Origin of the sequence: Nocardia sp. NPDC127579 (assembly GCF_042672005.1) — a bacterium.
GTDB lineage: Bacteria > Actinomycetota > Actinomycetes > Mycobacteriales > Mycobacteriaceae > Nocardia.
In genome coordinates, this window is record NZ_JBHXVZ010000018.1 from 1 (window position 1) to 23969 (window position 23969).

Consider the following 23969-nt stretch of genomic DNA (forward strand, 5'->3'; position numbering starts at 1 on the left):
AGAGCCGCTTCGCAAAGCGTAGGCCCTTCTGGGTCGTCGAAGAGCCCCTGGTTGCAGCCGGGGGCCTTCTCTTTTTTTTGGGGGGGGGGGGGGGGACTTACCGCGACTTTTCGAGCGCGGTCATCGTGTTATGCCGAGATGGGCAGCTCCTGCTGGTTGGTCCGGGCACCGGGGTATTCAGGCATTCCGAGCTCACGCCGCAGTGCGATCTCGAGCAGCGCTCGCTTACTCAATCCGCGCTTTTTCACCGCTTCGTCCAGGGCAGCGATCACTTCGTACGAGAGATTCGTGCCGACAGGTTTCGTGGCGGGAAGCTTCTCTCTGATAGCCATGGGTCCAAGTACTAGTACAGCCGCCATCTGCGGGCGCGGAGGCGCGCCGCGTCGGTGGGTTTTCTCCAAGATTTTTCTGACTTCAGTTGCTCAGGCTGGCCAGGTAGAGCCGAGTCGCTACGGCGTCAGGCGATTCGGTCAGCGGATTGGTGTAGGTCTGTGCCCCAGGTAGATCAGCTGCTGCCTGGCGCGCAGCATCCATGAGTGCGCCCATAATTCCGGCTGACCGCTGAATGGGCGACTTCTTCGCCGTCGCAAGCGATTTGGCTGTCTCGGGCAGCAGCTGTTCGCAGGCGATTCGCAGACACAGCTTGTCCACGCTAGATCCGCCGAGCTCGCCGAAGAGCGCTGGAGGCGCAAAGGTTTCGGTGAGCTCCCAGAATCGGAGTGTCTGGAAGAGGTGGATGAAGCGGTCCTCGTACTGAGGGAGTATCCGATGTTGGAAGTCTGGCACGAGCCGCTCGTACTGGAAGTTGTGCGCCGATTCCTTGCGGATGATCTGGTCGAGTTCCTCGACGGCCGCAGCGGTTTCGATGGGCTGATGGAGTGTTTTTCCGCCAGCGAGGATGGCGTCGGCCGCCGAGCCGGTGAGTAGCGGGCCGACTGGACCGCGCTTGTCGAGACTGTTCGCGACGGCCAATAGTGGCACTGCGTAGCTGACCTCCCACAGTTCCGATGTCCCCAGGCGCGTGACCGATTCTCGTGCGAGGTCTCCAACAGCCTGTGTGTCGAGCTCGATCACTTCATGTGTGAGCCCGAGGGCCTGCGCCGCAACGGTGGCGTTGGCGGCATCGGTTCCCTCGGAGGTGACGACGGTTATCGCGTGTGGGTGTGCCCCGAGTTCGACGGCTGCGGCCGCGACGGCGATCGAGTCGACACCACCACTGAGCAGGATGACTGGCTCGTGCGGAAAGGCTTTCAGCACGGCCTCGAGCCGGTCGCGCATCTCAGCGCGGAGGAGCTCGGCGGCGTGGTGGGGGTCAGTCAGCTGTCGCAGGCCAGGGCGGAGGGTGGCGATGTCGCGGAGGTCGGCGATCTGCTGCCAGGGCTCGCTGGTTTGCTTGCTGGTGATCGGGTTGGTCACTGTGGTTTCCCTTCGGGGACTGGAACTTCGTGGATGGCGTTGATGACCATGCGGTCGCCTCTTATGGCGATGTCAGCGGTCTCCACGGCGGTGTCGCCGGCGTAGTGGGTGCGGGTGAGGAAAAGCACGGGCACACCCGACTTGATCTGCAGAATGCGGCTTTCCTCCGGTGTGGGCATTCGCGCGCGGGTGCGCTCTTCGACACGGTCGACGTAGATGCCGATCGAGTCGTATCGAGCGATTACACCGGGATTTCCGCGTGTGCCGTCGACGGGCTCTTCGATGGCGGTTCCTCGGACGAGCGCGAGGGGCTCGTACTGGGTGCCGACCTGGATCGGTGCGTCATCGACGAACCAGGTGTAGCGGGCGACGGTCACGTCGTCGCCTGGAGCGATCTGTAACCGCTCGGCGATGGCCGCAGATGCCTGTTCCCGCCAGCGCTCCGCCTTCACCTCGTCGCGCCATCCACCGGCGTTCGCTTCGGTCATGTTCGGGGCGTGACCTGCGGGGGTGCGTGCGTAGCGGCGGGTTCCTTGGCGGAACAGCTCAGTGCGAGCGGATACGAAGGATCCTTTCCCGCGGCGCGTCTCGACTAGTCCCTCCTCACGCAGTTTCTCCACGGCCTTAAAGGCGGTAGTCAGGGCGACGCCGTACGTATCGGCCAGCTCGCGTGCCGAGGGGATGCGGCTCCCTTTGGGGTACTTGCCGCTGGCGATGTCATCGCGGATACCGCTCGCCACCTGCACAGATGGCTTCACACCTGATTGCTCGTTAATGGCCATTCCGCCTCCTTTCGCCCCAACCCTAGCGCACCATTCCAGTGTTATGGTTCACTAGAACACGCTAACAGTAGAACAGATGGACATTGGAGGACATGGGATGCCAAACGCTCAGGAATCGACCCCGACGCTGATCGCCCTTGCCCGCGCATCCGAGATGCTCGGCATCAGCCCGAAGACGATGCGCCGCTGGATCAGCGAGCAGAAGATCCCCGCCTACCGGGTCTCTGGTCACGCGATCCGCGTGGATCGCGCCGACGTGCTGAAGCTGATCGTCCGCATTCCGGTCGCCGAGGTGGAGGCGTGATGACAATTCACCGAGATGGCGAGTGGCTCACCAGCTCTCGCACCGAGCACGTCGGATGCGAGATCGCGGAGGGCGCTATCCGGCTGTCACTGACGCCGGATCGGCTGATGACCCGCGCGCAGGCGGTGGCCGGCCTGTGCATCGCCGAGATCGTCGACCAGTGGGGCCCGCTGCTGTGGGAGCCGGAGAGCCCGAACGTGGCGATGGTCTGGGGTCTGATCCGGATGCACGCCGAGACGGCGGGTTTGGACGCGCTGGATGCCGTGATCCGGGTGCAGCAGTCGCACTGGCCGATGACCGCGGCCGAGCGGGCGGAGTGGACCCGATGACGACCCCGGCGGCCTGGCTACGCGAGATCTGGACTCGCGCAACGACTCCGACCGCTGAGGTGCAGCGCCTGCGCAGCGAGTTGCGCACGATGCAGGTGCTGATCGACGACATGTCCGATCGCGAGTCGATGTACATCAACTCGCCGCGCATGGAGACACTGACCACCGCCGCGGCCATGACCCGCCTGGGCACACCACGTGCCCGGCGCCGGGAGACCGCCACCGAGTCGACCGTCGCGGGGGCGACGGCATGAGAATTCGCGAACGCGTGATCCCCATCCCGGTGGTGCTGTCCGGCGGCGGTGGCGGTGTTCTCGGCGGCGTCGGCGTGATGGCCGGCCTGTTCGGGTTCGTGGTGTTCACCGCACTGCTGGCGCTGGTGCTGGTGGTGCGGGCGTACCCGCAGACCGAGTACTCGACCGTGCCGAGCACCACCCGGACGCCGGGCCCGTGCGCGCCGTTCTGCATCGCCCGCTCGACCACCACTCCGGCACCGCAGGGCGGTGAGCTGCGATGACCCGTCTCCCAGATCCTGCTGGTTTCCCGGACCGCGCCTGCGCCGGCGTCGACCAGGACATTTTTTTCCCTTACGGGCTCGCGGCGGGCGCGATCCGAACCGCGAAGGGCTTCTGCACTGCGTGCCCGCGGCTCAGGCAGTGCGCGGCCTGGGCATTGCCGATGGCCGCGTCCGGCGCGCTGAGCGGCTGCGTCGTCGCTGGGGTGTATCTGCCGCTGGACCCGAAAAGCCGCAAGGCCGAAGCCGCGCGGGACGAGCTGGCTGCGATCGCCACCGAAACGAAGGAGCCGTCGTGGACCGCCGCGTGAAACAGCCCGGCAGCGGCGATCTTTCGGAGTGGAAGTCGCTGATCGCGGTCGCGGGTGTGTTCGGAGTCGCCGAGGCGGCCGGGATGAGCATCCGCGTCGGTGAGCGTCTGTATTCCAGCGCCCCGGATCCGGATGTGCCGTGGAACCCGATCAGTCTGGGCGTCCATTTGGCCACGGGTGATCTGGCGTGGACTGCTGCCTCGTCGTGGGGTGCGGCCACCCTCGTGGCCGGGACTGCTGCGGTAGCGGCGGGGTCGGTGTGGGCGTGGATGGCCGGATGCCGGAAATGCCAGCAGCTGCGCGGCGGTGGCTGGAAAGCGGTGGGCGGCAAGCGGATCAAGGCCGAAGCTGTGGACAGCCAGGCCCGCTACATGGCTCATGGGAAGGAGCTGGCTGATCTTTCCCGTGATGCGGTGCTCGGCAAGGCTCGTGAGCTGAAGGTGGCGCTGCGCGACGACGACGAGCCCGGCGTCATGATCGCGCGGGCGGTCATGGATGGTCGACCGTTGTATGCCTCCTATGAGGATCTGCACCTTGACCTGTGGGGTCCGCGCTCGGGCAAGTCCACCAGCCGGGTGATTCCGGCGATCGTGGAGGCTCCCGGTGCGGTAATCGCCACATCGAACAAACGTGACGTGGTCGATGCGACCCGCACCGTGCGTGGTGAGGTCGGCGCGACGCACGTCTTCGACCCTCAGGGCATCGCCGGTGAGCGCTGCACCTGGTACTGGGATCCGATCGAGTGGGTGGCCGGGGATGACGGCGGCGTTGGTGCGATGCAGCGCGCGGCCGAGCTCGCCGGGAAATTCGCCACGTCCAAGGACGGCGAGGGCTCTGGCGACAACTTCTTCCCCCAGGAAGGCGAAGACCTTTTGGCGGGGCTGATTTTGGCGTGCGCGGTGGCCAAGGCCCCGATCACCCAGGTGTTCAAGTGGGTGACCACCCCGAACGATCAGGAGCCGGTCGACATCTTGCAGTCCGGCGGCTACGACCTGGCCGCCGGGGCGCTCGCGGCCCAGTACGGGGCGGCCGACAAAGAGAAGTCCGGTGTGTTCTCCACCGCGAAGAAGCAGGCCGGGTGCCTGAGGTTCCCGCACATCGCGCCGTGGGTCACCCCGCCGGTCAAGGGTGAGGCGCCGCGGCGGGCGTTCGACCCGGACGAGTTCGTGCGCTCGCGGGACACGCTGTATCTGCTGTCGCAGGAGAAGGCGGGTTCGGCCGCACCGCTGCTGACCGCGTTGTGCGCCGCGATTGCCGACGCGGGAGCGCGTGAAGGCAGCTTCCACCCGGGCGGGCGGTTGCCGGTGCCGATGCTGTGCGTGCTGGATGAGGCCGCCAACATTGTGCGCTGGCGCGAATTGCCCGAGATGTACAGCCATTTCGGGTCACGCGGCATGGTCGTGATGACGATCCTTCAGTCCTGGGCTCAGGGCATGCGGGTCTGGGGCGAGCTGGGTATGCGGGCGCTGTTGTCGGCGTCGAACGTGCTGGTCATCGGGGCGAACGTCAAGGACGTGAGCTTCCTCAGGGACATGAGCGAGCTCGTCGGAAGTCACTACGAACTGTCCACCTCGGTCTCGGTCAGCCGCGGTGAGCGTGGTGGTGTGTCGCGGTCGACCTCGACCCAGCGCACCACCGAACCCACCCTGACCCCGAGCGACATCAGCGCCCTGCCCAAAGGCCGCATGGTCGTCTTTCCCGCCGGTCACCGCGCCACCCTGGCCGCGGCCGTGCCGTGGTTCGACCGCCCGTACGCCGACCGGATCACCGACGCGCTCACCGCGCTCGAAACCAGCCCCCAGACCCGCCCGCGACGTGCGCCGCTGCACGTGGTGCGGCCATGGACAGACGACGACGAGGAAGGCCGGATCGCATGACCGACAGCAACTTTCAGCAGGACGAGACGACCAGCACCGAAGAGGCGGCAGGGCTTTCGCGCGGTGATCTCGGCGAGATGCTCGATTCCGCGATCCGCAAAGCCGTCAACGCCCAGATCAACGCGACCGCCAAGCAGGTCGCCGAGGGCGTAGTCGCGGACCTGCTCACCAAAGAAGTCGTTTCCGGCATGCGCGAGGCCGCCGTGGTCGAAGCCGAACGGGCCCTCAACCCCGAACCGGAACCCGAACCCGAACCTGGGCCGGAGGCCGATGCCGAGGAGCCGGTCGAGGTGCGGGAATGGCTGTATCCGACGGTCAAGGAGTTTGTCGAGGAGTACGTCGTCGAGATCTACCGCCGTGATGTGAACGGCCGCACCTCGGGTCAGCTGCGCTGGTGCCCGTTGTGGTGGGTCCATGGTGAGGTGGTCGCCCGGTTCGAGGCGCTGCACCAGTGCTTCGAACTGCTGCGTCATGGCGAGGAGACCGAGCTCGCCGCGTTCTGGCTCGTCTATTTCGACCCGATGATGGACCGGATCCTCGACCCGTCAGGCCCGTTCAAGCACTGCTCGGTCCACCAGGGCCACACGGCGCGGATGACGCGGTTGACGGTGGAGATCGCGCCGCAGGAGGCGTTCGACGACGGCTACAGCGGCGATCAGGAGATCATTTCCGCTCATCTGGTGCTGCCGGGCGCGCCGATCGGGCGCCGCGAACAGGTCCACGGGAGTTGGGAGTTTCCCGGATGAGCGCGCCAGCTCCCGGCATGCGCGTGCAGGCGCGGGGGCGCGCGGGCGCGCGCAAGGCCGATCGTAGCCGGGGTTCGTGGGAGACGGTCACCGCCGCGCTGGAGCAGGCGGTCGGGCCGGGACGGCCTGCCGGGGCGTGGACGAAGTACTGCTGCCCGGTGCATGAGGCCGATGGCCGCCCGCACAAGCCGTCGTTGATCGTGAAGTACCTGGCCGATGCCGGGCGGACGAAGGTGCAGTGCCGGGCGGGCTGTGATGACCTCGCGGTGCTCGACAAGGTCGGGTTGGGGCTGAGTGACCTCTACGACAAGCCGATCACCCGGACGCGCGGACAAGCCCGCCAGCCTGCGCGGGTGCGGCAGGTCTCGGCGGCGGATCGGGCGATCGACGCTGCCGGGCTGCCGCTGACCCAGCGGAAAAAGGATCTGGGGCAGCAGGTTTCGCCGTGGCGCCAGACCGCCGTCTATTCCTACGCCGATCGTGATGGTGAGGTCGTCGGCGAGGTCATCCGTGAGGAGGCCCGCTTTGCCCAGGGACGCGACAAGACGTTTCATCAGCGGTCCTGGAGCCACGAGTCGGGTTGGGCCGAGACCGGTTTCGCGCCGATCCCGTTCCAGCTGCCCAGTGTGCTGGCCGCGATCGAATCCGGGCGCGTGATCTATGTGTGCGAGGGCGAGAAGGACGTCCTGGCCGCCGAAGCCGTTGGTCTGACCGCGACGACGAACGCCGGCGGTGCTGGCTCGTGGAAGCCAGAGCATGCGGCCTGGTTGCGGGGCGCGGGCACGGTGGTGATCGTCGCCGACCGCGACGCACCGGGATATCGGCGTGCCGAGAAGGTCATGGCCAGCTTGACCGGACTCGTGCAGCGCGTGCGGGTGCTGCAGGCCGCGACCGGTAAGGACCTGCACGACCACCTGCAGGCCGGGCACGAGATCGCCGATCTGGAGCCGATCCCGCACCTGGATCCCTTCACTACCAGACCACCAGCGCCTGCTATCGCGCCGCAATCCCCTACAGCCGAGACCGATGTCGTCTCGGCTGTCTCATCTGACCAGGAAGGGCCTTCCTCGATGCCTGACGCCACGACCATCCACCACGACGACAGCGTCGACCATGTCTCCGGCGCCTGGGTCGCGTTCATGCGGTTGTTGATGCAGTACGCGCTCACCCTCGCCCAGCGCCAGGTCGCCGCCGCTCGCGCCGCAGCGCTGAGGGCCGCTGCCGAGGACGCGGCCGCGAAAGCCAAAGCCGATGCCGAACTCGCGGTCAAACAGGCTGCGGCCGAAGCCCGCCTGCGGAAACTGCGCGAGAAGGGTTTCGACAGGGCCTCGCGCGCCGAGATCGCCGAGGCGGTGGCCGACGCGGCGATGTGGGCTCCCGACAGCGAGGTGGCGCGTGAATCGCTGATCCAGTTGAAAGCCCACGTGCACACGCGATTCGGGATCGAGATCGACGCCACCACCGGCGCGGTCGGCACCGCTGTGGATGCGGGTGCGGCGCCGCAGCTGGCGGCCGGCCTGCGCGACGCCGAGATCGCCCGCGCGTCGCAAGCCCGCGTACGTGACGCCCAGACCCGCATGGTCGAGATGATCGCCCGCGAGGAACTCGACCAGTCGGTGAAAGAGGAGCTCTACGCCGAGATCGCGGCCTGGCGCGCCGACCCGAGCGCACAGCGGTTGTCGCAGTTGAGTAAGAAGCTGGCCGACAAGGGCGTCGGCGAACAGACCGTCACCCGGGTGCGGTTCGTGGCCGCGTTCCTGGGCACACCGGATCAGCAGGTCCCCGATTCCGAACTCGGGCGGGTCCAGGCGGCGACAGCGACCACCCAGCTGCGCAAGCTCAGCGAATGCCTGGTCGACCCGGCAGAGGAGGCCAAGCCCGGGATCGACAAGCTGTTCGAGGAGTATCAGCTTCGCCTGGCGTCACGCCACCCCGATCGGCCGGTCGGCAACCGCAGCTTGATCGAGGTGACGCGCGCGAAGCTCAACGCGGCGCTGAAGGTGCTGACCCCGGAAGATCAAGCCAAAGCACGTGAGCGCGGCAACGCGATCCTGCAACATCCCACCAAGACGTTCGCGCCGTTGTGGCCCGAGCATGTCGACCGCGCGGAACTCGGCGCCCAGGTGCGCATGTATGCGGTGCTGGCGCCACAGGCCGACGCGGCCGCGGTGCGCGCCAACAGGATCGACGACACCGCCGCCGCCGGGATGCGTAAGCAGGCCGCGGCGCATCGTACGGCGATCACTGATGCCATCACCAACGGCAAGGGCTTGCATCAGCTGGAGAAAGACCAGCTCAACGCCGTGCTGCGGGATGTGGAGGCGGGCAAACCGCTGCCGCAGATGTTGTTCGCCGACGACGTCACCGCTGCGGCGATCGACGCCGAACGCGCGGGACGGCTCGCCTCGAACGCCAGCGCCGCCACCCGCCGCCAGGTCGAACTGCTCATGGAGTCGAACGCGGTCCCGCGCGGGACCCCGCGCCGGACCCGCAACGACATCACCAGGGTGATGGACACCCAGTCCGCGGTGGCAGCCGGGCGGGCCAGCCTGGGCGACTACGAACAGTCCGGTGCCACGGCGAAGCTCGACAGCGCCCTGGCCGCTGCGGGGGTGAGCAAGCCGATGCGCGACCGGATTCAAGCCGAGCTGTACCAGGGCGTGGGGCAGGCCGCCAGCATGGGCAAACAGGCTGCCCGCATCGCCGAGCGGTGGGAGGAGCGCCGCGAGGCTGTGGAGGCGACGCGCTCGCCGGAACCGCCGGCCTACGACAGCGCCGCGCGACGCGCGGTGTTCGCGGCGAATCTCGAGCGTGCGGGCCTGGACCCCGATGAGGTCTCTCAGCGCCTGGCCGCCGACGCCGGACGCGCCAGGAAGGCCGCGCAGTTCCTGGTCAAGCCCGGTCAGCCTCGCAGGACCGCACCTGGGCAGGGCGTGCAGCACACCCACCATCGCGGCAAGGGCCGCGGTCGCGACGAGGGCGACCTGGGCCGATGACCGCCGTCGACGAATACCCCTGGGGGATGGCACCAGCGCATTTGAAGACCCGCCGCCAGCTGCGCGAGATGGGCAAAAGCCCTGGCCGGTCCCTCACCGCGCGCATGGTCGGCAAGTTGCGGGGTCGACAGGTCATCGCGCGGCTGTTCGACCCCAGCCTCGCGCCGGAGAAGCGCACGCCGAGTCCCGCGCAACTGGCGGCGATCGGCAAAGCCACCCGCGAACACCAGCTCCGGGCCGCCGAACGACGCGGCATCTCCCGCACCGAGATGAGCGCCCCGGTCGAACCTGCTCCCGCCTGGGAGCAGAACCGGCCCACCCGATTGGAAGGAAACAACATGTCTGATCCCACCACCCTCGCCGAAACCCCCACTGCCGCCGAGCAACTCGGTTTCGGCCACCCGATCGGCACCGGTCAGCGAATGGCGTATCTGCTGGCAACGGTCGCTGTGAACCAGGCGCGCTGGAACGACGCCCGCCTATTGCGGGCCCTGGACGAGGCCCATGCCGCCGGCCCCGAGGCGGTCGCGGAAGTCACCGCCCGAGCCGAGCAGACCCAGGCTCGCGCCGAGGCCCGGCTGCAAGCAGCACCCGCGAACGACCCTACAGCCGCGGCGACTGTCGGCGCGCTCGCCGATGCCCTGCTCTGGCATCCCAGCTCCGCGATCGCCGCCACGCATCTCGACCGGCTCACCCGCTCCTACGCCGCGCGATGGGGGGTGATCGTAGACGCCGAAAACCTGACAGCGAGCCTGGATCCGGCCTTTGATGCGGTCGGAGCCCAAGACCGCGCGGACGCCGACCGCATGGCCGCACGCGAGTCTGCGGCCATGGGTATCATCGCCGCACTCGCACTGCCCGACCAGGCGAAAGCAGCGGTCACCGAAGCGATTTCAGCGTGGCGGGGCACGACTGAGGCTGCCGCCGACCCGCGCGGGCACCTGGCCGACGAGGCGCGGCGCCGTGAGCAGCTCAGCATCGACCTGGCCGCGGCGCGGCTGTCCGAAAACGATCAGGCGCGTGTGGAGTTCGTCGTCGACTACCTCGGCCGCGCCGACGTCAGCCAAGTCGACCTGCTGGCGTCCCCGGCCTTCGTCGATCCCGGGATGGAGGTGCGTCCTCGCATCCCGCAGTTGCTCACATCCTTCGCGGCCAACCCGCGGGCAGGTGCGATCGTGCGCGAGGAGATCGCGGTGATGAGCACCGAGGACCAGGACCGGGTCCGCAAGGCGGGCAGCGAGATCGCCGCCGGGCGTGATGTCGATGTGCAGCTGTGGCCTGACCATGTCGACCGCTACGTGCTCACCGAAGCGCTCCAGCTCTACGCCGACGAGGTCGCCGCGCTGCGCGCTGACGCCGATTTCCTCGCCGAGGGCGGGATCGACCCACAGGAGCGGGGAAAACTTGGTGCTGTGGTCAGCTATGGCGGTGCGATGACCGTCTCCGATGACATCAACACCCGTATCACCCACCTCGCGCAAGAGCGCGAGCAGCTGCGCACCACCATCGAAAACGGCGCGGGGTTAGCGGGGATGGAGCGCGCCCATTTGGGCGCGGTGCTCGCCGATGTGGACCACGGCCGCATCGCCGACGCCAAGGCGCTGCCGGAACTGCTGTTCGCTGACGAGCGCTCGAAGGCGGCTGCGGACGACACCCGGGCCGGGGCGAAGGCTTCCCAGCTTTCGAAAGCGACGCGGGAGGCGATCACGCAGCGGATCGAGGACGGCGCGGTCACGGTCGATCCCAGCAACCGCGAGGGCAGCAATGTGCAGTTCGCGATAGACATGATGGGAAATTCGATCTACTCCGTAGCATCCGGAGCCCGCGCCTCGGGAGTTCAGCAGGAGCGTGAGGTCTTCACCGACCGCCGCGCCCGGCTCGGAAAAGCCCTGGCACTGGCCGGAATCGAACCCGGCGTGCGTGGGCAGATCCGCGACTTGATCGACGAGCGTGCCCGCCAGGCCGGAGAGCTCGGCAAAGTCGCCTCCCAGCGGGCGCGGCACTGGGAGGCCAAGGTCGCCCAGGTCGCCGCCGCATGCAACGACGTGCGCGCGCAGCGTCAGGCCGCCGCCGCAGGACGTGCGTCGCATGCCGGGCGGGCCAGCTCACCGCGGTCCGAGCGCGGCACCGGGGCCGAGGCCGACGCCCATGCTCGAGCTCAAGCCCAGGCCAGCCGACCTGTCCACCGCCAGCAGCGCGGGGAAGGGGTCGAGCGGTGACCGAGACCGTGCTCGTGGACCTGTACATGATCGCCAGGCTCGGCCAGGACTGCGCGGTCGCGGACATCTTCTGTTGCGAGGTCTTCGCCGACACCACCACCCGTGTGACCCGCCGCGGCGTGGCCGGGTGGTGGGAATCGGTGGCCACCACCCCAGAGCTGCCCGTGACCCTGGACGCGCTCGACACCGTCCTGGCCTCCGGCGGGTACACACGCCTGACCGGGTGGCGTCCGAAAGTCACCGCAGCAGGCGCGGTGCGCTACTTCGCCGACGCCACCACCAACATCGAAAACATCGACTACCAGCCCTGACCGGAGAACACCATGCGTAGAGAACGACTGCACCAGCTCGTAACCGACCTCGTCACCACCACCTGGACCGGCGACAACGCCGATGTCGCTACCGCGATCGTGAGCGACGACGCCTTCGGCGCCCTGTGCTTCCGCCTCCATGAGACAGGCAGCGACGCCGCCGGCATCGAACGGAGGTGGGCGGCGCTGGTCGAAACGGCGGTGGACGAGCGGACCCGCGATTGGCTCGCCGAGCGGGCCGAGAATCCGGCTGCCTGGCTCGCTCACCAGCTGAGCACCCAGACAACGGGGTAGTGCCCTCGATATCGCTGAAATAGAAGGTGGCCCTGGCGGGCGGAATCCGCCAGGGCCACCTTCTATTTTCGGGACATTTGTGTCGGTGTCCCGCGCTCATGTGTCCCGAGGTTTTGTCCCACGCGCGAGCGAAACCGGACGCGGTCGACGATATCGGGATCGCGGCGTGACCGCTTTCGACCCGCTGCCGGTACTCACTGTCGAACCTGGCGCCCTGTTCCAGTGGGAGCAGAACGAGGGCGGCGGATGCCGGTGCGTGTGTGCGCTCTATCACCCGCGGCGCGGTACGCCCGCGTCGGTCTGTCTGAGTGCCGCCGAGCCCGGTCATCTGATACGGGTGCAGGCCGGCGGTGAGACCGTGGGTCCGTTGCCGGTGTGTTCGTCGTGTTACACCACTCTCGGCGATGCTGGCCCGAACCGGGTGAGCGGATGATCGCAATCGGGCCGTAGCGGCGGTGTGTGGACGGTGTAGAAGCATTCGAGGCAGGTGTGCAGGCGGTGTGACCCTGAGACCGCCTGGCAGGCCGCCGACCCCACGAGTGCCCGGTCCGGGCCGAGTCGATGTCCGTTGTGACAAGCGACCGGTGCCGGTTCCGCCCAGGCACCACCCCGGATCTGATACAGCCGCCCCGGCTCGACGACACGTCCCTCGACCTCGTACACCGGCTCCCATTGTTCGAACATATGTCCGAGTATGCTCGGCGCTATGCAGCGGGGGCTTCTAATCGCCGGTGGTGCCGAACAGTGGCAGCTGGCGCGATTGATCGATGGGGCCGCCGAGGCGGCGAAGGCAGCGCGCGCAGGTGACCGCGGCGCGGGTGGGGACCAGCGCGTCCGGTGACCATCCGGCGACGCCGGTCCGGCATAGGAGCTCGGGGGCTTCTTCCTCGCCGATCCACTGCCCGAGACTGACCGCGTGCACGGTGCGCCCGGCGCGCACGACGGCGTGGACACCGGGGTCACCGAAGGTGGACCGCGCTACCGCAGCCAGGGGCGATATGTCGGTCATGCGCCCACGATAAGGACACGCACCGACATCCTTGCCGTGTTCATCGGTCGCGGGTGAAGCCCCGCTCAGGAAAGTCGCGCTGCGGGCTCAGCTGCGTCGGGTACATGCGGTCGTGCAGTTCCCGTTCCCGGGCGGCGCGGGTGGTAGCGAGCTCGATCTGATAGTGGTGTCGGGCATCTGACAGCAGAGCGTGGGCGGTGGTACGAAGCTCGTCGAGCTGGTCGCGCTCGCGGCCGGCGGCATCGCCGATTTCGACCTGGTGAGCGAGTTCGATGAGCTCGGCGCCGATCGCAGCGAGCCGTTCGCGGTCCGGACGCCACCCGATCCGCTGCATTTCCGCGATCAGGTCCCGGTACCGGTCTGCCATGCTGTCCATCTCGGGCCTCTCGAGGTCGCACACATCGTATTCCGACGGTACGCCAGGATGTGTTGCCCGCGAGTCACTCTTGCCCCCTCAACGGCGGCTTCGCCTGGCCGGGGGTGGTGTCTGTATTCCTACCGGAAGGGATAGAACCCTGGGCGGCGCGCGCCCGCGAAAGTACGGCCTGAGCGGGGGATTGCGTACCGGAGGGTGGCGTGACTTGATCACGCCACGGAACACGCCATGGAACTCGCTACAGAGCACGCCACGGATCGAACGGCAGAGAGTCACCCATGGGTGACAGCGGCCGTGGCCCGCAGCGTCAGATTTTCAGAGCTCCAGCCCCCTACGCAGCCCGTTCCAGGTTGCGCGAATCTTCCGGGCCTGGAACGAGGCCCACCGCCGAACTGGCCCAGCAGGCGCAGCAGCGGCCGACATCGGCGTACTCAGCACCGAGGCGACGTCGGCGGCCTCGGCAGCGCTCAGATGCCGCCGCCAGTGCTCGGCGTCGACCTGCTCGGCGCAGATCTCGCACCAGGCACGCTTGTTCCGGCCCAGCATGTTGTCTCCTTCGTCGCCCCAGTTGTCCAGTATCGCTGGGCGAGAGCGTTGTCGTGGACGAGCAGGTATGTCGGTGCCTCGGTGTAGCGTCTGTTCTGCTGGGGTCGTGAGATCGACTGCACCACCGGGTAGCCCGAAACGTGTTTAGGGTCCGGCCAGTCCGGGACGCCGGACGGAAGGGCGGCACGAGGTTGGGACCGAACCACATCGGTCCGGCTACGCGCTCTGCCGAAGGGAGCGTGCGACACCCCAGGTCGGTGAGCTCCAAGCGCTTGGAGCTCACCGATTGCATTTGTGCGCACCTTGTCCATTTGGGGTCCAGCCCTACCGTGTTTCATAGGTGATCACCTATGAAACACGGGGGTATCCGGGGCGCGTCCAGCGGATTTCTCGTTTCATAGGATGTTGCAAATAACCTGCGCTATGAAACACATCTATGAAACACTGAGTGGGTGAGCGACGACGACTTCCTCCGCGTGGAGGCCCGCGACTGCCCGATGTCGAGCTGCGCCGCACCGGCCGGATCACCGTGCCGCACCGGCAAAGGCAAAGTCGCCATCCAGTACCACACCGCACGCTTCCGCCTCGAGCCCTCGCTCGCGAAAGCGCTCAACGTGGCGACCCCGGCATTACGCAAACCCGGCTCGGTCTGGATCGAGCTTCCGCGCCCGGCCGCCGCAGTCACCGATTCCAGCGGGCACGTGCGTATCGGCTACGCCCGCGCCTCCACCGTGCGCCAGTCCCTGGACACCCAGCTCGACTCGCTGCGCGCGGCCGGCGTCGGCCGGATCTTCTCCGAGAAGATCTCCACCCGCGCCCGGGTCCGCCCCGAACTCGACCGCGCTGTCACGCTGTCGCGGGAGATCCGCGCTTCCGGCGCCGCGGTCACCCTGGTCGTGCACGAACACAAACGCCTCGGGCGCGGCATCGAACTCGCCGCGCTGGCCGAGCACCTCAAGGCCGCCGACATCGGCCTGGAATTCCTCACCGGCGAACTCCAGGGCTCCCACGACCCGGCCGGGGTGGTGTTCACCGTGCTGGCCGCCCTGTCGGGGATGGAACGCGAATACATCCGCGACCGCACCCTCGAAGGCCACGAATCCGCCCGAGCGCGCGGAAAATCCATCGGCGGCGCCACCGTCGCCGACGACGCGATGTTGTCCATGGCGCTGCACCTGCGCGACCAGAACCACAGCCTGCGCGACATCGCCGCACGCCTGGTGATCACCAAAGGCGCGAAGAAGGGTCAGCACCCCTCACCAGCGACGGTGATGCGGCTGCTGCGCGAGCACGACCAGCGCGCGCCAGCCGACGCGGAGTCCGGAGCCGACGCGGCCGAACTCGCCGCGGTCCTGGCCGAGCTGCCCGCCGATTCGCGCCCCGGCCTGCCGACGGTGAACCGCTACGACGACCTGTTGCCCTCACGCCGCCGAGACCAGAACCCCGGGAGATCACAATGACACGGCACCGCGAGATGGCCCTGGACGAGCGGCTGACCGGCGACCTGCTGCTCATCGCGTTCGTGATGGCCGAAGCCGTCGCGATGTGGCGCGAGCGCCGCGAGGTAGAGCGCGATCCGACCGTGCGGCACCTGGACCGCCGGCCTGGCACGTCGTTGCGGGAGATCGCGGTCCTGGCGCAGGGCACTGATGACGCGCGCGCCTGCGCCTGGGTCAGGTCCACCATCGCAGGCGATGTACCGGTCGGTGAGCGTGGTGGTGTGCTGCGTCGGCATCTACCGGATCTCGATTGGGATTTCATCTACGGCTGGGCTGCCGCCACAGGCGCACCGGCGACCGGCGGCAGGGTTGGATCGGCGGAGTCCGGGCACCGAACCAGCAAGGTGATGCCGCCGCGGTACCGGTCGCGGCGGCGCTGCTACTGCGGCTGCGCCGGAAAGGCCACTCACACTGGGTTCGCTGATGGAGTCACGTTGGTGACCGGCTGCGAGTTGTCGATCAGGCGTTGGGTCCGCACAGGCGAACTCACACCAGCTGAGGCTTCACCGGTATAGGCGACGCTCAGAAGTCGGGCACGGGACCGTCGGCATCGTCCTCGTCTGACTGCGCGTGGGCGAAGCCGTCCTCCCAGCCCTCGTCGTAGCCGAGGTCGTAGTCGTCATACCAAGCGGGGAGAGTCGAACTCGTCTTCCTCGAAATCTTCGATGTGGAGCAAAATCTATGGCACCCGGATCTACTCCCCCGGCTTCTGGCAGCTCGTCGAGTATCGGAGCCATTCCGACAGCGGACGCAGGATCTACGGCGTCGACGTCTGACCAGAGGTCGACATCGATTGGGGCGCTGGACGGTTCGGACGGTTCGGACAGCACCGCGCACCTCGCGAAATCGCGCGAACTATGTGAACAAAAAGCGATCAATTTATAGCTGATTCACATAACACGAGGTTTGCCAAATGGTGAAAATGGGCCTGTCAACAGTGCCATCTGCGGCCTGAGCTGGGAGTAGGACGACTCAATATGTGACCTGCATCACACAAGGTAGAGTGAGGTGTTCCACAAACCTTGGTGTCGTCGGTGGTGTCCAATAGAGCAAGCGGATACCGTTGAGGCCGCGAACCAACATTTTTGACACCCGGAGCCGGTGGGATCGCGAGTCCACACACACCGGCCCCCGGACACCAGAAAGCCCGGCGGGGATCGCGAGTCCACACCGGGCCCTTGGCGCAGCGTGCGGTTAGGAAATGAGAGACCAGACCGCGCGTGCTCCAGCCGACGCCAGCCGGGCGATCATCATTGCCCGGCTGGCGTCGTCGTGTTCCTCGAAGAGATACACACCGAGCTCCAGCCCGAACAACCCGATCACACTGCTGTCAACGACCGCGCTCCGCAGATGAATGTTCCACTCCCTCCGGAGCTTCTTCATCAGCGAAACGTCGTCCGACTCGTGACGAAGCACGTGCCAACCTCCTGATACTTGCCACCTCAGCCGGTGGCTGGCCGGGTCCTTCTTGACCCCCGGGGGCTCAAGACAAAGCCGGATCCGTATCAGGCGGATTCGAGTGCACTGGCGTTCGAATCGGACGTCATGGAGTTTAGTGCACCGCATGACGGAAACTGCACCTACACGTCATGTCCATCTGCGCGACTTTTTCTGCGGCAGAACGAATCTGCTGGTGGAGCGGCCCCGTTCTGGCGCATGGCCGACATTCGAGCAGAATCTACTGACGGGTAATCTCAAATGGTTCTTCGCGAGGCAGGAACTCTGTCGCGCATGGAGTTTCGTCCCCGCCGGGCGGCCATGAGCCGGACACCAGACTGGTAGGTGGGTCGAGAGCGGTGAACATGGCATCTGCGTCAGCCCATGGTCATGCAGGTGAAGGCGGGCCGGGCTGCCGCATAGCGCCGTTCCCGCATCACCACGGCCCGGGTGCCGGGCGCTCCACCGGCGACGGGCGGCGGTGGAGCTTCTCGATCGCGGTCAGGACCGCCTGGGCGTGCTTGGTCGGCAGGTCGCTGATGATGTTCCCGGCGATCTTCGGCGCCAAGCTAGCCAGCAGCGCCGCGGCGACTTCCGGGTCCATCTCGGCGACGATGCTGGCCGTGGGGCCCTCGTCCTGGCCGTCGGTGATCAGGAAGATGTTGCCGTAACGGCGATGCCGGGTCAGATCGGGACGTTCCCGGTTGGTTTCCGAACGCGTCCAGGCCGAACGCCATTCCGTCATCGACCGCCAGGGCCGGCGGCGCTCGGTGGCGTCGAACAGGTTCGACTGCTCTTCGACCTCCATGAGCATCGCGTCGATCAGCCGGACATACATCTCATAGGCTGGCGGGCGCTTGCCGCTGAACACATCCGACAGCGCGGTCAGCGAGCAGAAACGGCTGGTCATCACCGACAGCGTGCGCAGGCCGGGGTTGCCGATCGCGATCTTGAACCGCTTGAGCTCATAGAGCAGGTCGTCGAAGGTCTGCACGGTGTCCGGCTGTGGGCGCCACTGCTCGGGATCGGCCAGCGCGGGCGGGACCGCGCGCAGCTGCACCGCCCGCACCGGCGCGCTGCCGCGCGCGCTGGCCGGCGGCGTGCCGAGTACGCGCTGCGTTTCGGCCACAGCGCGTTCGGCATCGCTCCACTCGGCCTTCCACTGCGACTCGATCAGGTCGGGGTCGATATCGCATCCGATCAGGAACGCGCGCGTGGCTTCCCAGGTAGGGAACTTCTTCCCGCCCGCGGCCTCGGCCAGGGTGGAGTGCGAGATGTTCGCGATCGTGCTCATCTTCCGGAAGGTGCGCCCGGGGATCGCGTCCATCTGCGCGCGGAGTTTCAGCGCGAACTGCCCGATCGGGCCCTCGGGGTCGTGGATGGGGTTACGTCGTCGTCCCATGATCGTTGCCGCACTTACGATCCCGGCCCGGCCGCCGGAGGCGGTACGGGATCGGGCTCCTCGGTGCCCAGGGCGCGCAGCACCGCGACCGCGGCCGCGCTCAAGGTCGCCGGGGCGCCGATCGCGACCAGGGCGTTGACCCCGCAGACGACTACGAGGATGACCGCCGTGGCCACGAACAGCACGAACACGATGACGTAGCCGATGAACCACCATCCCGGCAGGCTCCTGCGGCGTACGAAGGAGCCGGGTTTCTGAGATCGCATGGGGCAGGGCCGCTTTCTGACTGGAACCGGATCGAGCGCGTCGGGATAGCCGTCCCTTTGCGCTCACGCGTGACGAGCTCCATCGTCCGCCGCCGAGGCCCTCCAGCGACAGCCGCTGATGTCAGCGGTTGTTCGCGATCGCGCTCACCGATGTCCTGGATTGTCGATTGTCCGGCCGACAACCCGGACAATCCAGTACTCACGCCCGCTCAAGCCAGGGGTGTTCCGAATTGTTCGGCTATGACCGGGGTCGTCCCGGATTCCGGCCCATCGGCATGGCGGGAAGCTTCAATGGCACTCGGCGTTCGCAACGCCAACCGAGACGGCCGAAAGTTGACACGGAGCAACCGGCGCGTGACGTCTCAACCATTCGGGGTGTGCTGTAGCCGCAGCCCCTCGACCGACCGGTGGAAGCAGGCAAGAGGGAGGCTCCAGATGGTCATGAATCCTGGTGCGCTGTTACTTGCCGCCTCCACCGGGCACCGGCGCGCAGCGCACGTGCAGCCTGGCGCGACTTCATCGCATCGCTGCACTCTTTGAGGCGGCGCAACGCCTTTCGCATCACACGCACAGGCTGACGGCGCCGCATGTCCCCATGTCAGGCGATCGCTTCTGGTGCGTGGAGGACGGCCCGTAGCCGCGACCCGATCCAGGTGCCCACGGACGGGCTGACGGCGTTGCCGAACCCGTCGCATTGAGCGCGCGCCGATCCCCAGACGATGAACGCCCCCTCGTGCCCGGGGAAGGTGGTGTCGAATCCGCACCCCCGCCCGACCTCGTTCGGCCCGAGCATCCGGAAGAAGCAGTCCTCTATCGGCAGATCCGCCAGCGCCGCAACGCATTCCGCGGTGAGCAGCCCGGGGATCTGCTCGGAAGTCACGGTCGGCATCGGCTCGGTGCCCAGGGTCGGGCGGGTGTTCTTGCGGAACGGCACCACCCCCGACAGCAGGCTCAGTGTCTCCGAGGCCAGCGTCGTCGGCATCGGCTCGGTGACTGCGCGCGGTGCGCCCTGGTAGTTGTTCACCGCCGCGAACAGCATCGCGAGCTCGTGGGTGGAGGTGACGGTGTCCATAGGCCGGCTGAAGGGCTTGCCGTCGCCGTTGTGGCGGTGCGCGGCGAACACCGCCCCGGTGGCCAGCAGCGCGGTTTCCTGCTGGCTGGTCTGGGTGGCCATGGGCTGCACCAGGTGGCGTTCGGTTCCGTGGATCCCCTTGGCGGGCATGAGGATCGCCGGGAACTCGGCGAAGCGGGCGCGGCAGCGTTCGATCCTGGCCATCGTCGTCGACTTCAACGGGCGGGTGCGGTCCCCGATCCGGGTGCCGGGGTTGGTGAGGTCCAGGGCGTGCAGCGACGGCGTCATCGGCGGGATGACCTCGCGGCGGCAGCGCGGGCACCGGTAGTTGTACTGGGTTCCGTAGCGAACCGCTCCCGACAACGGCACCCCGGTCTTCCACGACCAGACCGCTTCCACGTCGTCGTCGCAGCGCTCACACCACGACAGCGGCCGGTGGTCGAGATCCGGGGTCGGCAGATGCTGGTCCCAGAACGCGACGTAGAGCCGGTCTCTGCTCTGCGGGACGCCGAAGAACTGCGAGTTCAGGCGCAGTTCCTTGTATCGGTAGCCCAGGATCTCGAACTGCTTCAGCCACCACCGGTAGGTGGAGCCGTCCCCGATCTTGGGCTTGCCCGGGATCGCCGGACCCCACGAGACCAGTTCGGTGGTGCACTCGACGAGGATCAGCCGCGGGTGATGGCGGGCGGCGTAGTGCAGCACGCAGTTCGCGGTGGCCCGGTCACGCTCCGAGCGCGTAACGCGCGCATCGAACTCGGGGTCCTCGAGATCGAACAGACTCACCTGCTGCTCGTACGCCTTCTTGGTGTTGGCCTGCGAGTGGTTCACGCACGAAACCCCGGCGGCGAGCAGATCGGCGGCGGGCAGGTCCCTGGCGGAGTGGTAGTCCGAGGACTCGGGGTCGACGAGATCGGCGATCCAGTGCTCGGCGTCCGGGTGGTTGCGCTCGTGCACACTGGTTTTGTACTCGTTGTGGTTCGCAGCCAGGATCGTGGTGAATCCGGCTCCCTCGATCCCCCGGGTCAGCCCGCCGAACCCGGAGAACAGGTCGACCGCGACCAGGTCGTCGTGACGGAAGCGCCTCCGACGTACCGCAGGACGGTGCACCGCGGTGCGAGTGCGTGCGGGGGCGCTCACGGCTGGCCCTCGATGACCTCGGTCCATTCGATGCCGGTCACGACACCACCTCCACTGTGAACAAAGTTGGCAACTGTGTTCACAGTGAAGGATGCCAGAGTGGTTGTCAACTATGTTGGCAACTTTGTGTGCAACACTGTGGGGCATGAAGCAGCAGAACGAGTACCGCGCCGGCGTCCGCGCCGCCCGCGAGGCCTACGACAACGCCCGGGTCGAGCTGTTCACCTCCATCCGCGCCGCGCTCGACCACGGCGTCGGGATCAGCGCCATCGCCCGCGACGCCGATTTCTCACGGGAGTACATCGCCAAGATCCGTGACGGCAAAGGCCCCCGCGACGCCCAGCCGACGAACGACCAGCCCGAGACTTAGCTGCGATTCCGCGCAGTAGCCCGTACGTTCGGCCCTGCGCGAGAACCGCGCGAACATCATCGATTTCAGGGGGAGATCATGGTTCGAGGCGAGCCGCCCACACCAGCAGAGCCCGGTACCGACAGCAGCAATCCGTTCGTGCTGCCGGGCCTGCCCTCGTTTCCCGGCCTGCGCCCGCCCACCCGCGCGGACCGCAAGAAAGCCGGCGGCGCGAAGAAGCGTCGGCGTCGACCGGTCGAGATCCGTGAGGACGAAGAGCCCTGGGACTCGGAGGCCTTCGCCGACGACTGGAACCACTTCACCCCGCCGCCGGTGCTGCCGCCCGTCGACGACAGCGACAGCGAATACACGGGCGCGTGGGACGACTGGGTGACCGATCCCGAGCACCGAGCCCCGGAATCCGAAGCGCCCGAGATCGATCTCGACCTCGATCCCTCTGACGAGGTCGACGACGATTCCGAGTGGGATCTACCCGGCTACGACGCCGCGGCCGCCGACTACGCCGACAACGGCACCGCCGCGCGCGCTGCGTTCAAAGATCGCTCCGGCGGCCGCGGTGTCCTACGCGCCGCCGCCGGCCGCGAGCACGGTGCCGGATCCGGACGCAGTGGCGCGAGGGCCGTGAAGATCGTTGCGGTACTGCTGGTGTGGGCGGTGGTCCTCGCGGTGGTGGTGGTGCTGGTGATCACCTCGACCACCGATCAGAAGTCGGCGGCATCCTCGGCGACGAGCGCACCGCCCGCCGCCTCGGTGACCTCCAGCGCGCCGCGGGCGTGGGAGCACGCGACGCCGGGCTGCACCGCTACCCGCACCGTCGGCACAGCGGTCGGCGCCGAGCCTGGCTCCACCGCCAGCGCGATCGATGCGATTTTCGGGTTCGAGTGGGCCTTCTACGTCGACCGCAGCGCGACCAAGGTCCGCTCCTACACGACCGATGACGCGAAAGTGCCGCCTGCGCAGGTGATTCAGTCCGAAGCGATCGATCAGGTGCCGGTGGGCACCCGGTACTGCGTCTATGTGACCCAGGCCGACGAGAGCGGCAACCTGTGGAACGTCGAGGTGCACGAACACTGGCCGGGGGAACCGACTCCGACTCGGTGGGGACAGACCATCACCACCGTCCAGATGGGCGACCGCACCCTGATTACCGCCGTAGCGGAGCGCTGATCAGTGCTTATAGGTTTGACCGTGAAAATTTTCACCGGTTTACCTACACGAGGTCGTAGACCGACCAGGCCAGCGACACCAGCCCGACAATGTACGGGACGAACGGTTCCCCGTAGACGGCCCAGAACCGGAGCCGATCGAGCCCGCGCGGCAGTCGCGGTGGTGTGGGCTGTTCGGCGGGTCCGATAGGGCTGTCGGACATGGGATCTCGCTTTCTGCGCAGGTGACCGTTCCCGCGAATCCGAGCACACCTATAGCTGCGTAAATCCTGCGTTTCCATGCCTGCGCTCATGTCTGCGGTGGTCCGCGGCGATATCTGCCTCGCGTCTCACTCGCGAGGAGCAGCAGGTCAGCGCACTACGCGAAACCTGTCCGGTGAGCTACGTCACTTCGACTGGATGAGCTGGCCTGGAACCGCCCTCCTGGTGAGGACATCGTGGTCCTACACGGCGGGATCCGCTGGAGGTTCCTCGCGCCGACGTGGTGGCGGGTGGGGAAGGCGCATGAACGAGGGCAGCTCCGGCGGCAGCACCGGTGCCGTGCGCCGCCGGCCGGGCCGATCCGTGTCGGCCGCCGGGGCGGTGGCCAGCGTGCCGAACGAGCCAGTCACCGGGACCGGGCCGGTGTCGCCGTCGCCCAGCCAGCGTTCGACGATGGTCCACGTCGTCAGCGAGTGCTCTTCCGCGGCCAGCTCGTCGCGCGCCTTCTCCGCCTCGGCGTGGTTCGGGTGCAGGGAGGTATGCAGCACCGCCCCGGCCTCGTCGGTGAGGGTCAGCACGTGCAGCGCGATCGCTTGCCGGTCTTGCATCAGCCGGACCCGGGCAGCCAGCGCACCCTCCGGTGAGGCGCCGAGTCGTTCGACGATCTCGGCCAGCGAGTCCGCTACCCCGAGGTAGCGCAGCCGACGCGCGATCAGGAACTCGTGCAAACCCAACTCGGTTTCGAGATCTCGCATCCCCGTGCCGGCGGTGCGCCGGGGTCTGAGCCAGGCCCGGGGCCTCGGCGCTGTCTGCGCCCACACCTCGCGCAGGCGGTCGTCGACGGCCTGGTCGAAGTAGGGCAGATCGTTGTCGGCGTGGTAGGCGCGCACCACCGTCTCCCAGTCGTAGCCGGGGTCGCGGTCGAGCAGCTGCCGTAGTCGCCGCCATGCCGACCCGTTCCCGTTCCCGTTGCCGGGCGCGAGGAGGACATGCGCGCGTTGTTCCAGCGCTCGCAGCGTCCGGCCCGCGCCGCGGGCCACCTCCTCATCGGCCAGACCGGCCAGACAGCCGGTCACGACGATCCGGTAGTCCTGGTCGTCCCACTCGTGCCAATGACGCTCCAGCTCGCGTGAAGTCATCTCACCCCCAGGTGTTTCGGTGCACGGCCCCTGCTCCGCGCTCTCGCGCATCATCGCACCGAACCCCACCATCGCGAGGGCTCTCGACGCACGCAGTACGCCCCCCTCGCCGCTGACACACCTCTTCCACCGTCTCGTGAAGAACAGGGGAGTTTCGTCCGACAAAAGTGGGCCCATTTCCGACACACCTTCTGCACTTCGCGTGGCGCGGCAGGCAGGTTTCGTCCGACGAAACTCGTAGGCTGAGCAC

At 67.5% G+C, this 23969-nt stretch carries 28 protein-coding genes; 16 read left to right on the top strand and 12 right to left on the bottom strand.

What is annotated here, in order from left to right; translation table 11 throughout:
* Positions 1–128 precede the first annotated feature (128 nt).
* From ACFVMC_RS32770 to ACFVMC_RS32780, 3 genes are all read right to left on the bottom strand, one after another.
* Positions 129–332 carry a hypothetical protein gene (locus ACFVMC_RS32770; protein ID WP_379216800.1) on the bottom strand — a complete coding sequence of 68 codons (204 nt, stop codon included), beginning with the start codon at positions 330–332 and terminating at the stop codon, positions 129–131.
* Positions 333–414: 82 nt separating this feature from the next.
* A complete protein-coding gene (locus ACFVMC_RS32775; protein WP_379216801.1) occupies positions 415–1416 on the bottom strand; it encodes an asparagine synthase-related protein in 1002 nt (333 codons plus the stop codon).
* On the bottom strand, positions 1413–2198 hold the full coding sequence (locus ACFVMC_RS32780; protein WP_379216803.1) for a GntR family transcriptional regulator: 786 nt from the start codon (positions 2196–2198) through the stop codon (positions 1413–1415). The genes ACFVMC_RS32775 and ACFVMC_RS32780 overlap by 4 nt, the downstream gene beginning before the upstream one ends.
* Before the next feature lie 97 nt (positions 2199–2295).
* Between ACFVMC_RS32780 and ACFVMC_RS32785 the strand changes: the two genes are divergently transcribed.
* From ACFVMC_RS32785 to ACFVMC_RS32840, 12 genes are all read left to right on the top strand, one after another.
* Positions 2296–2502: a helix-turn-helix domain-containing protein gene (locus ACFVMC_RS32785; RefSeq protein ID WP_379216805.1), complete on the top strand. Its 207-nt coding sequence runs from the start codon at positions 2296–2298 to the stop codon at positions 2500–2502.
* A complete protein-coding gene (locus ACFVMC_RS32790; RefSeq protein WP_379216807.1) occupies positions 2502–2831 on the top strand; it encodes a hypothetical protein in 330 nt (109 codons plus the stop codon). The genes ACFVMC_RS32785 and ACFVMC_RS32790 overlap by 1 nt, the downstream gene beginning before the upstream one ends.
* Positions 2828–3085 carry a hypothetical protein gene (locus ACFVMC_RS32795; RefSeq protein ID WP_379216808.1) on the top strand — a complete coding sequence of 86 codons (258 nt, stop codon included), beginning with the start codon at positions 2828–2830 and terminating at the stop codon, positions 3083–3085. Before ACFVMC_RS32790 ends, ACFVMC_RS32795 begins: the two co-directional genes overlap by 4 nt.
* A complete protein-coding gene (locus ACFVMC_RS32800) occupies positions 3082–3348 on the top strand; it encodes a hypothetical protein (RefSeq protein ID WP_379216810.1) in 267 nt (88 codons plus the stop codon). Before ACFVMC_RS32795 ends, ACFVMC_RS32800 begins: the two co-directional genes overlap by 4 nt.
* Complete coding sequence (locus ACFVMC_RS32805) at positions 3345–3656, top strand: WhiB family transcriptional regulator (protein ID WP_379216812.1); 312 nt, start codon at positions 3345–3347, stop codon at positions 3654–3656. Before ACFVMC_RS32800 ends, ACFVMC_RS32805 begins: the two co-directional genes overlap by 4 nt.
* A complete protein-coding gene (locus ACFVMC_RS32810; RefSeq protein WP_379216814.1) occupies positions 3641–5533 on the top strand; it encodes a type IV secretory system conjugative DNA transfer family protein in 1893 nt (630 codons plus the stop codon). The genes ACFVMC_RS32805 and ACFVMC_RS32810 overlap by 16 nt, the downstream gene beginning before the upstream one ends.
* Positions 5530–6279 carry a DUF4913 domain-containing protein gene (locus ACFVMC_RS32815; protein ID WP_379216816.1) on the top strand — a complete coding sequence of 250 codons (750 nt, stop codon included), beginning with the start codon at positions 5530–5532 and terminating at the stop codon, positions 6277–6279. Before ACFVMC_RS32810 ends, ACFVMC_RS32815 begins: the two co-directional genes overlap by 4 nt.
* Entirely contained in the window at positions 6276–9275 is a 3000-nt protein-coding gene (locus tag ACFVMC_RS32820) for a toprim domain-containing protein (protein ID WP_379216818.1), read from the top strand. Before ACFVMC_RS32815 ends, ACFVMC_RS32820 begins: the two co-directional genes overlap by 4 nt.
* Complete coding sequence (locus ACFVMC_RS32825; protein WP_379216820.1) at positions 9272–11494, top strand: hypothetical protein; 2223 nt, start codon at positions 9272–9274, stop codon at positions 11492–11494. The genes ACFVMC_RS32820 and ACFVMC_RS32825 overlap by 4 nt, the downstream gene beginning before the upstream one ends.
* Complete coding sequence (locus ACFVMC_RS32830; RefSeq protein ID WP_379216822.1) at positions 11491–11805, top strand: hypothetical protein; 315 nt, start codon at positions 11491–11493, stop codon at positions 11803–11805. Before ACFVMC_RS32825 ends, ACFVMC_RS32830 begins: the two co-directional genes overlap by 4 nt.
* Before the next feature lie 12 nt (positions 11806–11817).
* Entirely contained in the window at positions 11818–12099 is a 282-nt protein-coding gene (locus ACFVMC_RS32835; protein WP_379216823.1) for a hypothetical protein, read from the top strand.
* Positions 12100–12265: 166 nt separating this feature from the next.
* Positions 12266–12532, top strand: coding sequence for a DUF6372 family protein (locus ACFVMC_RS32840; RefSeq protein WP_379216825.1), 267 nt, complete (start codon positions 12266–12268; stop codon positions 12530–12532).
* Positions 12533–12820: 288 nt separating this feature from the next.
* Here ACFVMC_RS32840 and ACFVMC_RS32845 read toward each other — a convergent pair whose 3' ends face one another.
* The 3 genes from ACFVMC_RS32845 to ACFVMC_RS32855 all read right to left on the bottom strand — a co-directional run bounded on the left by ACFVMC_RS32845 (position 12821) and on the right by ACFVMC_RS32855 (position 14030).
* Positions 12821–13108, bottom strand: coding sequence for a hypothetical protein (locus tag ACFVMC_RS32845; RefSeq protein ID WP_379216827.1), 288 nt, complete (start codon positions 13106–13108; stop codon positions 12821–12823).
* A 40-nt stretch (positions 13109–13148) separates the two neighbouring features.
* The gene (locus tag ACFVMC_RS32850) at positions 13149–13475 is read right to left on the bottom strand and encodes a hypothetical protein (RefSeq protein WP_379216829.1); all 327 of its coding nucleotides are present in this window, start codon (positions 13473–13475) and stop codon (positions 13149–13151) included.
* Between the two features lie 324 nt (positions 13476–13799).
* On the bottom strand, positions 13800–14030 hold the full coding sequence (locus tag ACFVMC_RS32855) for a hypothetical protein (protein ID WP_379216831.1): 231 nt from the start codon (positions 14028–14030) through the stop codon (positions 13800–13802).
* A 452-nt stretch (positions 14031–14482) separates the two neighbouring features.
* Here ACFVMC_RS32855 and ACFVMC_RS32860 point away from each other — a divergent pair, with 452 nt between their 5' ends.
* Both ACFVMC_RS32860 and ACFVMC_RS32865 read left to right on the top strand, forming a co-directional pair.
* Positions 14483–15490, top strand: coding sequence for a recombinase family protein (locus ACFVMC_RS32860; protein ID WP_379216833.1), 1008 nt, complete (start codon positions 14483–14485; stop codon positions 15488–15490).
* A gap of 14 nt (positions 15491–15504) precedes the next feature.
* Positions 15505–16044, top strand: coding sequence for a hypothetical protein (locus tag ACFVMC_RS32865; RefSeq protein WP_379216834.1), 540 nt, complete (start codon positions 15505–15507; stop codon positions 16042–16044).
* A 679-nt stretch (positions 16045–16723) separates the two neighbouring features.
* Here ACFVMC_RS32865 and ACFVMC_RS32870 read toward each other — a convergent pair.
* From ACFVMC_RS32870 to ACFVMC_RS32885, 4 genes are all read right to left on the bottom strand, one after another.
* A complete protein-coding gene (locus ACFVMC_RS32870; protein WP_379216836.1) occupies positions 16724–16945 on the bottom strand; it encodes a hypothetical protein in 222 nt (73 codons plus the stop codon).
* 457 nt (positions 16946–17402) lie between these two features.
* Positions 17403–18368, bottom strand: coding sequence for a hypothetical protein (locus ACFVMC_RS32875; RefSeq protein WP_379216838.1), 966 nt, complete (start codon positions 18366–18368; stop codon positions 17403–17405).
* Positions 18369–18382: 14 nt separating this feature from the next.
* Positions 18383–18634, bottom strand: a complete 252-nt coding sequence (locus tag ACFVMC_RS32880; RefSeq protein WP_379216839.1) for a hypothetical protein — start codon at positions 18632–18634, stop codon at positions 18383–18385.
* Positions 18635–19232: 598 nt separating this feature from the next.
* Complete coding sequence (locus tag ACFVMC_RS32885) at positions 19233–20843, bottom strand: DNA cytosine methyltransferase (RefSeq protein ID WP_379216841.1); 1611 nt, start codon at positions 20841–20843, stop codon at positions 19233–19235.
* A 145-nt stretch (positions 20844–20988) separates the two neighbouring features.
* On the opposite strand from ACFVMC_RS32885, the gene ACFVMC_RS32890 reads away from it, so the two are divergent.
* A complete protein-coding gene (locus tag ACFVMC_RS32890; protein WP_379216843.1) occupies positions 20989–21213 on the top strand; it encodes a hypothetical protein in 225 nt (74 codons plus the stop codon).
* Between the two features lie 78 nt (positions 21214–21291).
* A complete protein-coding gene (locus tag ACFVMC_RS32895) occupies positions 21292–22380 on the top strand; it encodes a hypothetical protein (protein ID WP_379216845.1) in 1089 nt (362 codons plus the stop codon).
* 43 nt (positions 22381–22423) lie between these two features.
* On the opposite strand, the gene ACFVMC_RS32900 is transcribed toward ACFVMC_RS32895, so the two are convergent.
* On the bottom strand, positions 22424–22582 hold the full coding sequence (locus tag ACFVMC_RS32900) for a hypothetical protein (RefSeq protein ID WP_379216847.1): 159 nt from the start codon (positions 22580–22582) through the stop codon (positions 22424–22426).
* A 240-nt stretch (positions 22583–22822) separates the two neighbouring features.
* Positions 22823–23719 carry a hypothetical protein gene (locus tag ACFVMC_RS32905; RefSeq protein ID WP_379216849.1) on the bottom strand — a complete coding sequence of 299 codons (897 nt, stop codon included), beginning with the start codon at positions 23717–23719 and terminating at the stop codon, positions 22823–22825.
* Between the last annotated feature and the right edge of the window lie 250 nt (positions 23720–23969).